Raw genomic sequence first — 12,471 nt, 5'->3', positions numbered from 1 at the left:
AATCATTTTAACCGAATTCAAATATGCAAAACTGTTATTTAAATAAATTGAGATCTATAACTTCTCCCATTTTAACATAACCTGCTTCATTTGGATGCAAAAAATCGCCGTCGTGCAGGTTAGATGATATTGTTTTTGAACCTTCTTCTGAAACCATTGCTTTATCAAAATCAATTACGGCATCAAAGGATTTGCTATTTCTGATCCAGGCATTTACAATATCACGGGCTTCTTGTTTGTGAGGAGCATCATAAAATGATTTCTGAAAGGGCAAAATGGTACAGCCGTAGACTTTAATTCCTTTGGCATGCGCTTTGTCAATCATCAGTTTATAAGCTTCAATTAGTTCCTGCGCTTTTATTGGTGCATCTTCGGGATTTTTAATTCCTCCAATATCGTTTATGCCTTCGAGAATTACGAGCCATTTTGTGCCTTTTTGAGATAGTACATCCCTGTCAAAACGATTTAAAGCCGTTGGGCCTAATCCGCCTTTCACAACACAATTTCCTCCAATTCCTAAATTCAACACACCTGTTTTTTCTGTTTTTTTATTGGCCGATAATCGTGCCGATAAAATATCTGTCCAGCGATTTTGTTTGTTGGTTCCTGAGCCTCGGCCGTCTGTAATGGAATTTCCCAAACAAACGATATTCGCAGTCCATTTATCGGCCAGGACGTCCAATCCCATAATCGAATACCAGTGATCTGTTTTTACGGCGCCATCAAAAGCCGAATTTTGAATCTGATCGCCTTCAAGAATATAAGAAGTGGTTCGCGAACCGGGATGTCCCGATGTTTTTTGCGACGTATTTCCGTAATGGATGGTAATCGCCAAAAGCTGTCCGGGTTGTAATTCAAAATCAAAAGCATCTGAAAAAACTTCCTGCTCCGTATTTATGGTTATCTCAGATTTTCCGTTAAAACGAAGTTCTTTTTGAGAATTGGGATCAATACCGGGTGCATTGACAACATTGGCCACACTAACTGATTTTAAAACCGTTGGCTGATCGCTGAAAATATTGGAAAAACGCAATCTCATCCGTTTTCCACCAATAGAAACCCTGATAATTTGTCGAAGTGTATTTTCTGAAAGTCCCGGAGCGGGCGGCATATTGTTGGGTTCGACCAGCATTTGCGCGCAAGCCCAGGTTCCGACCCAATTCTCCGTTTTTGATTTGCCCTGTGCCATTATCGACGACTGACCGGACGCACAACACAAAACCAAAAAGAAGATTTGTACAAACAACAATCCTTTAAAATGTTCCTTTTTCATGTTTTATTTTTTATTGCGGCTGAGCATCATTTGCAGCTGTTGCATACAATCCCACCAAAGCTCCTGTAAAACCTCCGGCCATATTGGTTGAAAGAATATCGCCTGAAACCGGTTCGCCTAAGTTTTGAAAATCGGTACCATTTAGTGCATAGCTAAATTCGTAACGGTCTCCGGTGGCTTTTACCTGAAGACGTATGTTTTTTTTGATTTCAATTCTGGCACTTGCCATTATTTTTGACTGCCCTTTTTCTGTTCTTTCTAACAAAATATAGGTGTCTTTGCCTTTTTTGGTGATGCCAAATACATAATTAAAACGCTCGTTTTGCAGGCATGTAATTCCGGCCAGATCTTTTTCAGATTCTGGTTTGTACTCTATGGTCGCGGCAAAAGAAAATGTGTTGTGCATTTGTCTGTAAAAGAGTGTCGACGTAGGTTTCAGTTCCTTGATATTAACATCGAAAGGATTAATCTGAAGTCCTTTTTTGGTTACCGCAATAAAATTTTCACGCGGCCCCCGAAGTCCGATCCATCTGTAATCTAATTTATCGGAAGTAAAATTTTCGGTAAACGTAAAATTTCCATTTGGGAAAAATCCGTCTTTGCCTGTTTTGTTTTCGGTAACACCTTTTGGCATTTTAATTTTTGGTTCTAAAGGCACTAATCCGTTTTCAAAAACCGGAAAAGTTCCTGACCAGTCTACCGGAAGCATAAAAGTTTCACGTCCTGTATTTACCCTGTCTTTATCATTCGGACGAACGCCTAAAAATACGCCGTAATATTTATTATCAGGTCCGAGGACTAAATCGGCGTGTCCGGCCCAGTCTACCTTGTCTTTTCTGTTTTTCGGAAAATATCTCTGGGTCAGAATCGGGTTGTTTGATGCCGGTTTAAAAGGCCCTTTCGGACTGTCACTGATAAAAATAACTTCACTGTGATTTCCGCCTGTACCTCCTTCAGCACACATTAAATAATAATGACCGTCTTTTTTATACAAATGAGGTGCTTCAATCCAGATTGGTTTTTTAGAAAGGTCTACTCCGCCATCTACAATAATTTTATCCGTTCCAGGAATGACCTGATCTTTCGCAAGATCATATTCCCAAACTTTAATAACACGATGTCCCTGATACAGTTCTTTTCCTTTATCCGGAGCGTCATTATGTACTATATAGCCTTTGCCGTTATCATCAAAAAAAATACAAGGGTCGATTCCTTCAAAACCTAATTTGATTGGGCTCCCCCAGCCTTTCATCGGATCTTTTGTTTTTACTATTATATTGCCCAAACCTCCTGAAAAGGCTGTTACAATCATATAAAAAGTGTCATTATGAGGATTATACGTAATTCCCGGTGCATATACCCCCTGGCTTATACCGGTATCGTGCGGATTGAATTCGGAGACTTTATTTAATACGCCTCCCAGGTCTGTCCAATTCACTAAATCTTTAGAATGAAAAACAGGTACGCCCGGAAACATAGCAAATGAAGAACACACCATAAAATAATCATCGCCCTTTCTGGTAATAGCAGGATCCGGATAACAGCCCTGTAAAACGGGAGAATAAAACTCATCCGGCTTTAAGGGATTATTTTTATAAATACTATCATTTCCCTGATACACAACATTAGAAAAAACAGGTGGTTTTACATTCTGTTTTCCGGTAATGGTATCTTTAACAGCAATTCCTGTAAAAGAAAAGAGAAACGTTATGGCTACTAAGAGAACGAATTGTCGCTGTTTCATTTTGTATTTTTTCTTGTTTTATTTTTATACCGATTTACCAGATTTTAACTAAAAAAATCCACGCTAATCAGCTTAAATACGTGTCATCCGTGTTCTGTTTCCAAATTGAATTCACAATTTAAAAGCCGAGGAAATTATCCCTCGGCTAAGCTTCAACTAACTTATAAATTTATTTATGTTCAAAATATTTATTAATTGTATCCCGGATTTTGGTAGGCTTTTTTATCTGCATCAGACATTTCCATACCATCTATTTGCCCTTGCGGAATAGGACGAAGATAATGATAAGGCTGTATTGTTCTTGTTACAACTTCCGGTGTATGCTGTCCGTAATTTGATCCGCCTATTGTATATTTTCCGGCAAGTTCATTCCATTTTTGAGTTCGTACCAAATCGTACCAGCGATACCCTTCTCCATAATACTCACGGGAACGTTCAGCCAGAATATAATTAATATCAATTACGGCAGGAGTTGTACTTGTTAGCAAAGCGCTGTTGTCTGCTGTTTTTGCCACTCTGCCATTATTATCCCAACGCCATTTTCCTGCACGGGCTCTTATTACATTGATAAGATCTCTTGCTGATATTGCGCCTGTTGCTCCTTTTACCGCTGCTTCTGCCGCAACAAAATAAAGTTCGGAGAATTTAGCCACCGGATAAGGTCTTGTACTTCCTGCATTTGGCTGTCCTAATCCTCCGGCATTATCGGTACGATATGGGCCCAATTTCCATAAACCGGGATATACTATTCTGCTTATTCCCGATGGAGAAATTACATAATCAGATCTGCCCGGTAAAACTCCGGCACCAACACCGTTATCGCCTGCTCCGGCAGGATATGTAATTGGTGCAGACGGTTCATCATTAAGAAAAGTTACAATAGCATCGCCTGGTTTTACCGGTAATCCGTTAGCATTATATAATGTTGCTACATCGGTTAATCCTGTTCCCAGTAAATTCCAGTTGCCACGATAAACAGTTGCAAATGTTCCGTCATATCTTGAATCGTTTGTTTTATCTGTAAAAGTTTTTGTAAAGACTTCAATAGGCGGCACCATTCTTACCCATGGACGTCCCAAGAATTGATCAGCCGCACGCTGCACCGTAGAAACAGAAGCTCCGGAAGCATTTTTACTTCTTATAGAAGTATAATTAAATGTTCCCATCCAGCCTGCAAAATTATCCGGTGCCCCTCCGCTGCCATAGGTAAGGCTTGCTCCGTTATAATATTCGCTGGCTTCTGTATGGTCTGCATAAAGCATTAACTCTTTATTTCGATCATTAGATCCTAAGTTTACATCATAATAATAAGGCAATAATGCATAAGATCCCGGATTATTAATTCCCTCCAAAGCTATATTATAAGCCTCCTGAAAATACCATTGCGCGTTGTGCCCGTCAGGATCTGTTCTTGGTGTGTCCGGATAAGTAGGAATATTGTTTGGATTTTCTAACCACCATGCATATGTTAAATAAGCTTTTGCTAAGATTAAACGAGCTAAAGTTTTAGTTGCCGTACCTGTTAATCTTGGCGCATCAGGCAATTCTTTTACTGCTGCTGTTAAATCCGGAAAAATAGCTTTGGTATATACTTCTGTTACGGTATTTCGTTTTGAAGATCTGGACGGTTTACTATTAAATTTTAGTTCGCCTGTTCCTAAATCTAAAGGAACGCCTCCAAAATTCTGTACTAATAAAAAATAATCAAAAGCCCTGAAAAATTTAGATTCGGCAATTAAGCTGCTTGCTACACCTACTGCTGCACCATTTTCAATAATTCCGCTTGCCGTATTAATATCATTATAAGAATTATTCCATACGACATCGGCTCTGCTCGAAGTGGCATTTATAATCCCAACTCCTGATAAGTCATGATCTTTGAAATTTCCGTCGGCTTGCTGCCCGTAAGTATTTTCATCTGTACCGGTCTGAACGGAATTGTAATAATAGGCCTGCCCGTATATCCAGCGCAAATGTGCATAATGCGAGGTTAAGCCCTGTAGCACTCCCTGTTCTGTTTTAAAATAACCCGGTTCATAAAAATCATGTGGTTTTTCTTCTAAAATATCAGAGCAGCCCGCAAAGGAGAACAAAGCTACTGATCCTATAATTAAGTTTTTAAAAATATATCGTTTCATGGTTCTTCTTGATTAAAATGTTAAATTAAGTCCGAATAAAAAATTTCTGGTCGAAGGTGTATTGGTTCCAATAACCAAAAACCTGCGTTGGTAAGTACCTGTTACGGCCTGATTTTCATCTCCAAAAGAATTTGTTTCAGGATCCATTCCTGATTTTCTGTTGTAAGGAGAGAAAAGTACAAACGGATTTTGCGCTGTAAAATAAAGTCTCAGCTTCTGAATCCCTAAATTTCTCATAAATTCCTGATCTAAAGTATATCCAAGAGTTAATGCTCTGATTTTTACGTATGATGCATCAAAATAGCCCATCGTAGAAATGTATTTTGGATTATCACCACTTCTAATTCCTCTTGGATTAGGGAATTCAGCATCTCTGTTATCCGGTGTCCAGTAATCTACATCAACATTACTTCTTCTGCCATTTAAAAGATTTAAGTAACTGTTACCTCCATAAAGTGTGCTGATTAAAACACCGCCGCTTTTGAATGCCCCAACTGCAGAAAAATCGAAACCTTTATACGTTAAATTGGTATTAAAACCACCCTGAAAATCCGGGTCTGTTTCGATTATTTGTCGGTCACTTGCATTAATGGCGCGTGTTGGTGTTCCATCCGGATTAAAACCTCCTGTATACTTAACTTTGATAGATCCTACCACTGTTCCTTGTTGGTTGATACCAGTTGGTCCGGGTTCTAATGTAGACATATAGGGATCACCTTCCTGCCAGATGCCAACTTTTTCGTAATCATAAATAGAATTGATATTATAACCTACAAACCATGAGTTAGCCTCATCTCTTTGTGCTCCCGAAGCAAGTTTTACTAACTTATTTTGATTGGCATATAAATTGAACCCAACGGTCCAGCTCAACCCTTTTGGATTATCAAGGATAACTCCGTTTAAAGCTATTTCGAAACCTTTGTTTTCAGTTTCACCAACATTACCTACATAACTGCTAACTCCTGATGTTGCCGGAAGATTTACTCTTTGCAGCAAATCTTTTGTATTTGTTTTGTAATATTCGATTGTTCCTGACAAACGATTGTTAAGGAATGCAAAATCTAATCCGTAATTCCATGTTGTCGAATATTCCCATCCTAAATCCGGATTAGGCAATGTTGTAACATATACACCAGTAGAATTCGTATTTCCAAAATTATAAGGTCTTGTACTTAACGCTCCCAAAGTCTGATACGGATCTACAGCCTGATTAGAAGTTTCTCCGTAACCTGCGCGTACTTTAAATAAATTAACCCATGAAAGTTTTTTCATGAAAGATTCATTTGAAATTGTCCATCCTGCAGAAACAGCCGGATAAGTTACCCATTTATTTCCTTTGGACAATCGTGATGAACCATCTGAACGAATTGTTCCGGAAATAAAATATTTATTATCGTACGAATACATCGCTCTGGCCATATAGGAGCTTAATCCCCATTGTGTGTAATCCTGATTGGCAGGATTTATAACCGCTTCTTCTTCACTCTGACCTAAGTTGTAAAATTGAAATGCATCCGAAGTAATTCCGTTTCTTGATATCTGTGAAGTATTACCTGTAAACTGCTCATTTGAATATAATCCAACAAAATTTACGGTATGTTTTTCTGCAAAAGTTTTATCGTATGTGATAAGGTTTTCAATAAGCCATTGCGTTGATAATGTGTTGGTGATAGAGGCATTAGAAATGGTAGTAGGATTTACATCAAATACTCCCTGCCCTTCATAATAACCACTATTGGACAAACGTAAATTTAAACCGGTATTCATACGGTATTTCAAACCTTCTACCCCCGGTATTTTCACCTCCGCAAAAATATTATTATAAGAACTGAAAGCCCTGGTTTGATTCACATACGATTCTCCTAAATTGTTAATGGATTCCCTGGTGTAAACCCAGTTTTCATCTGCTCCCATTCTAACTGTTCTTTTTAGAGATCCATCGGGATTGTAAGGATTGGCTAATGGAGAGGTTCCCAGAATAGTCCCTGTACCTATATTATCGCCATTAGTAACAGAATAGTTACTATTCATATTAAATCCTATACGGAAAGCGCTGCCTATCTGCTGATCTAATCCGGATCTAATACTGTAGCGTTCGTATTTTTGGCCAGGCAGAACAGACTCTTCTTTATAATAGCCCAAGCCCGCATTATACGCTCCGCGCTCCGTACCTCCGGAAACACTTACATCATGACTAACCATTTCACCAGCGCCGTAAAGCGACTTCTGCCAGTCTGTATTGTTACCTCTTGCTTCATCAATACCATCTGTATATAAAGTGGAATAATCGCGAAGCGCCGCAAATTTTGCACCATTCATCATATCGTATTTACCAAAAACCTGCTTGATACCACTGAATCCATTATAATTAAAGGTAGCTTTTTGATTTTTACGTCCTTTGTTACTTGTTATCAATATGACCCCGTTTGCACCACGCGAACCATAAATAGCTGTTGCTGATGCATCTTTTAAAACATCTACAGATTTGATATCTACGGGATTTATGTCTCCGATAGAACCTGCAAACGGAACTCCGTCCAAAACAATTAAAGGATCATTACTTCCCGTTAAAGATCGGGTACCGCGAATACGAATCTGCATGGCAGCTCCAGGTTTTGTCGAAGTCTGAGTTAAATCCACACCTGCAAGTCTTCCCTGTAATGCCTGGGTTACGTTGGCAGCGGGTACTTCATTCAATTCGCTTCCTCCAATAGATGCTACGGATCCGGTTACGGCTTCCTTTCTTTGTGTTCCGTACCCAATAACAACTACTTCTTTTAATTGCGCTGAATCTTCTTCAAGACTTACATTAATTAGGGTTTGTCCATTTACTGTTACTTCTTTGTTTCTTAAACCTATAAAGCTAAAAACAAGAACACCGTTAGAAGGCACATTGATAGTATAAGTACCGTCGAAACCGGTGCTTACTCCATTTTTTGTTCCTTTTAAATTCACATTAGCACCGGGAATTGGACCATTGGCATCTGATACGGTTCCGGTAACTTTTGTCTGCGCACCCGAGTGGAGCGATAGCGCAAACATTAAGATCAAAAAATAAAAGCATTTTTGATGCTTCAATTTACTTGTAACAAAAAAGTTAGTCATAAAAATTGATGTTAGATAGTTAAAATTTAATTGGTTTAGTTAATAAGTGTATTTAATACAAATATAAAAAAAAGCAGTTAATACACAATCGGTTGTTTGTTATTTTTTTATATAATTAGTAAAAAAATACACTTTAAAAAACATTGTGAATAATTATAACCCTAAAATAATGAACAATATTAATTATCAGAATTGGTTTTAATCAGAATTTTGATAATAACACCAGGTTATTTCTATTTAACTAAAAAAAAGATAAAAAGATAAAAATTAAGAACGCCGGTAGCAAACCTGAGAAGAAGAACATTATTCAAAGTAAAAATATTGTTAAAATGAAAGTTTAACCAAGAAGTTAGCTTAGTATTGACGTCTGATGGCTAAATATTCAGATGCAGAAAAGCAGCAGAAAGCACCGAAAAGCAATCGGTTGTTATGTAAAATACAAAAGCTCCTTTCAAATTTAATTTCAAAAGGAACTTTAAGATATAAAATCATTAAAATTTATCTTATCAAACTGGCAGTAAGATCTTTATAATTTCATTCTTTTGGCATCTTCAATAAATTGATTTAGCCCGATATCCGTTAATGGATGTTTTAATAATCCTTTAATAGCAGAAAGTGGTCCCGTCATAACATCAGAGCCTGCTTTGGCACAATTTACAATATGCATCGTATGCCTGATCGAAGCTGACAGAATTTGGGTTTTGTATTCATAATTATCATAAATTTCCCTTATCTCTTCAATTAAGTGCATCCCATCTGTTGAGATATCATCAAGCCTTCCCAAAAAAGGAGAAACGTACGTTGCACCTGCTTTTGCGGCTAATAATGCCTGTCCTGGAGAGAATACTAAAGTAACATTGGTTTTGATTCCTTTTAATGAAAAATACTTACAGGCTTTTATGCCATCGCCAATCATGGGTAACTTCACCACAATTTGCGGATGCAGCGCTGCCAATTCTTCGCCTTCCCGCACCATTCCATCATAGTCTGTTGAAACAACTTCTGCCGAAACATCTCCATCTACGATATTACAGATATTTAAATAATGCTTCAAAATGTTATCTTTTCCTGTAATTCCTTCTTTTGCCATCAACGACGGATTTGTTGTTACCCCGTCCAGAACACCCATTTCCTGTGCTTCCTGAATGTCCTGTAAATTGGCTGTATCTATAAAAAATTTCATTTTTTGTGGTTTTAATTTGGTTGGTTAATCAGCGTGTTTTTTTCATTCCTCTTTTTTTCGGAATGATACTGATTGTGGTTATTTTGTACTAAATATTTTTTTAATACTTCTCGAAAAGTATAGTTATAGAAAGCTAATCAGAAATTAACTTTCTATAACTATCACATCAGTTAAATATACTGATTAATAATATTTTCAAACAATTCCTGTTTCCCGCTTTGTAATGACAATTCACCATTTTGATTTGCGATATCGTACAAGTCTTTCAGGTTTAATTTTCCTTCAGCAAAATCTTTTCCTTTTCCGGAATCAAAAGAACTGTATCTTTCTTTTCTCAATTTTTCATATGGAGAAGAAGTAATAATTTTATCCGCCGTTAATAATGCTCTTGCAAAAGTATCCGCACCACCGATATGCGCATGGAAAACGTCTTCAAGATCAGTCGAATTCCTTCTGATTTTTGCATCGAAGTTTACACCACCGCCTTGTAGTCCGCCAGCTTTTAAGAAAACAAGCATCGCTTCGGTAGTTTCCTGAATGTTGTTTGGAAACTGATCTGTATCCCAGCCATTTTGGTAATCCCCCCTGTTAGCATCAATACTTCCTAACATTCCGGCTTTTGCAGCTACTTCCAGTTCATGCTGAAAAGTATGCTGAGCCAAAGTTGCGTGGTTTACTTCGATATTAATTTTGAAATCTTTATCCAAGCCATATTCGCGTAAAAATCCAATGGCTGTTGCCGAGTCAAAATCGTATTGATGTTTTGATGGCTCCATTGGTTTTGGCTCTATAAAGAAAGTTCCTTTAAATCCCTGTGCTCTGGCGTAATCTCTTGACATTGTTAAGAATTGCGCCATATGGTCTAATTCTCTTCCCATATCGGTGTTTAAAAGAGACATGTAACCTTCTCTTCCTCCCCAGAATACATAATTTTCCCCATCTAAAGCAATCGTTGCGTCAAGTGCTAATTTTACCTGCCCTCCTGCTCTTGCTACTACATTAAAATCCGGATTTGTAGCCGCTCCGTTCATGAATCTCGGGTTCGAGAAACAGTTTGAAGTTCCCCAAAGCAATTTAATTCCTGATTCTGCTTTCTTCTGTTTTAGATATTCTGTAATCGTTGCCAGACGTTTTTCAGATTCTGCGAAAGTGGGTCCTTCAGCAATCAAATCATAATCGTGAAAACAGAAATAATCAAATCCCATTTTGCTGATAAATTCAAATGCAGCATCGGCTTTATCTTTTGCCGCCTGAATTGGATCTGAAGACTGATCCCACGCAAAATTCTGAGTTCCCGGTCCAAACGGATCGCTTCCTTGTCCGCAGAAAGTGTGCCAGTACGCAATAGCAAATCTAAAGTGCTCCCGCATTGTTTTTCCTGCCACAACCTGATCCGGATTGTAGTATTTAAATGCTAACGGATTATCAGATTCTTTACCTTCAAATTTTATCTGGCCTATGCCTTTGTAATATTCTTTATTGCCTAAAACTATCATCTTGTTCTTTATTTATGTGTTACTATTAGTTCTAATTCCTGTTTCCATTTTTGATATGCCTTTTGGTAAGGTTCCGCATTTTTAAGTGGTAAAAAAGTCATTACGTGATCGTTGGTTGTAATACTCGAACCAAATTTGCTGTAATCGCCATCTTTTAAACCAACTGCTCTTGCGGCTCCTACTGCTCCTGTTGTATTGTAAATTTCGATTTCGTGACTGATCAGTGTTGCCACTGTATTCGAAAAAATCTCGGAACGGAACAAATTATCGTTTCCCGCTCTGATCACATTAATCGTTGCATTATCATCCTTTAAGCATTCCATTCCGTACACAAATGAAAAAGCGATTCCTTCAAGAGAAGCCCTGAACAAATGCGCACTATTGTGAATATTTAAGTTGAGATTTAAAAAATGTGTTCCGATGTTTTTATTGTTGAACATGCGTTCTGCCCCATTTCCAAACGGAATCACGACAACACCATCAGAACCTATATCAATTTTTGAAGCTTTACGATTCATAGATTCGTAGGTTTCATCGCCCATATTATTGCGCAGCCAGCGATACTGGATTCCGGCCCCGTTGATATTTAAAAGTTTACCGACACGCGGTTTTTTTTCTTCGTAATTAACATGCACAAAATTGTTTACTCTTGTACTTTTTCCGGACGACATTTCGCTAACGGCATAAAAAACACCCGAAGTTCCGCCGGTTGCAGCAACCTCTCCCGGATTTAAAACATTTAGAGCCAAGGCATTATTAGGCTGGTCTCCCGCTCTGTAAACCACCGGAATACCAACCGGAAGTCCTGATTCTTTAGCCCCCTTTTCGTTTAAAACTCCCTGATTGGTAAAATTCTCAACAATATCTGCCGTTAAGGATGGATCGATTCCGTAATAGTCCAATAACCAATTGGCTACTTTGTTTTCTTTATAATCCCAAAGCATTCCTTCAGACAAACCGTTTTTTGTGGTGGTAATTTTTCCTGTCAGTTTTAGCGCAATATAATCGCCCGGAAGCATGTATTTGTAAATCTTGCTGTAGATTTCAGGTTCGTTTTCTTTGACCCATTTTAATTTTGAAGCGGTAAAATTTCCCGGAGAATTCAGCAAATGTTCCATACATTTTTCTTCTCCGATTTCGGCGAAAGCCTTGTTGCCAATTTCGACCGCACGGCTGTCACACCAGATAATCGAGTTTCGCAATGCATTTCCGTCTTTATCTACGATAACCAGTCCGTGCATCTGGTACGAAATACCAACTCCGGTAATTTTTGACGCTTCGATATTTGCTTCACGAATCGCTCTTTTTGTTGCGGTGCAAATGTGCTCCCACCAAATTTCAGGATTTTGTTCTGCCCAGTCAGAATGAAGGGCGACAATTTCCATTTCGTTTTGAGGTTCGTTCAAAACAATTATTTTTTTTCCTGTTTCTGCTTCTACCAAAGCCACTTTTACAGACGAACTTCCAATATCAAATCCTATATAATACATAACTTACTGATTCTTAAAATTAAATTTGCCGGCCTGAATTGT

At 38.0% G+C, this 12,471-nt stretch carries 7 protein-coding genes; all 7 read right to left on the bottom strand.

Going from position 1 to position 12,471, the window contains the following annotated elements:
* Positions 1–34 precede the first annotated feature (34 nt).
* The 7 genes from LPB89_RS16310 to LPB89_RS16280 all read right to left on the bottom strand — a co-directional run bounded on the left by LPB89_RS16310 (position 35) and on the right by LPB89_RS16280 (position 12,429).
* On the bottom strand, positions 35–1,273 hold the full coding sequence (locus LPB89_RS16310) for an SGNH/GDSL hydrolase family protein (RefSeq protein WP_230702754.1): 1,239 nt from the start codon (positions 1,271–1,273) through the stop codon (positions 35–37).
* Between the two features lie 10 nt (positions 1,274–1,283).
* Positions 1,284–3,017 carry a glycoside hydrolase family 43 protein gene (locus tag LPB89_RS16305; RefSeq protein WP_230702753.1) on the bottom strand — a complete coding sequence of 578 codons (1,734 nt, stop codon included), beginning with the start codon at positions 3,015–3,017 and terminating at the stop codon, positions 1,284–1,286.
* A gap of 191 nt (positions 3,018–3,208) precedes the next feature.
* The gene (locus LPB89_RS16300) at positions 3,209–5,155 is read right to left on the bottom strand and encodes a RagB/SusD family nutrient uptake outer membrane protein (protein ID WP_230702752.1); all 1,947 of its coding nucleotides are present in this window, start codon (positions 5,153–5,155) and stop codon (positions 3,209–3,211) included.
* Positions 5,156–5,167: 12 nt separating this feature from the next.
* Positions 5,168–8,260 (bottom strand): TonB-dependent receptor, encoded by a 3,093-nt coding sequence (locus tag LPB89_RS16295; protein WP_230702751.1) that lies wholly within the window; start codon positions 8,258–8,260, stop codon positions 5,168–5,170.
* Positions 8,261–8,786: 526 nt separating this feature from the next.
* Positions 8,787–9,443, bottom strand: coding sequence for a fructose-6-phosphate aldolase (fsa, locus tag LPB89_RS16290; RefSeq protein ID WP_230702750.1), 657 nt, complete (start codon positions 9,441–9,443; stop codon positions 8,787–8,789).
* Positions 9,444–9,613: 170 nt separating this feature from the next.
* A complete protein-coding gene (gene xylA / locus LPB89_RS16285; protein ID WP_230702749.1) occupies positions 9,614–10,939 on the bottom strand; it encodes a xylose isomerase in 1,326 nt (441 codons plus the stop codon).
* A gap of 8 nt (positions 10,940–10,947) precedes the next feature.
* On the bottom strand, positions 10,948–12,429 hold the full coding sequence (locus LPB89_RS16280; protein ID WP_230702748.1) for a xylulokinase: 1,482 nt from the start codon (positions 12,427–12,429) through the stop codon (positions 10,948–10,950).
* Positions 12,430–12,471 lie beyond the last annotated feature (42 nt).

Source organism: Flavobacterium sp. ENC (assembly GCF_020991415.1).
Classification (GTDB): domain Bacteria; phylum Bacteroidota; class Bacteroidia; order Flavobacteriales; family Flavobacteriaceae; genus Flavobacterium.
Note: the sequence above shows the minus strand (reverse complement) of the source record. Positions and strands in the feature narration are given on the sequence as shown.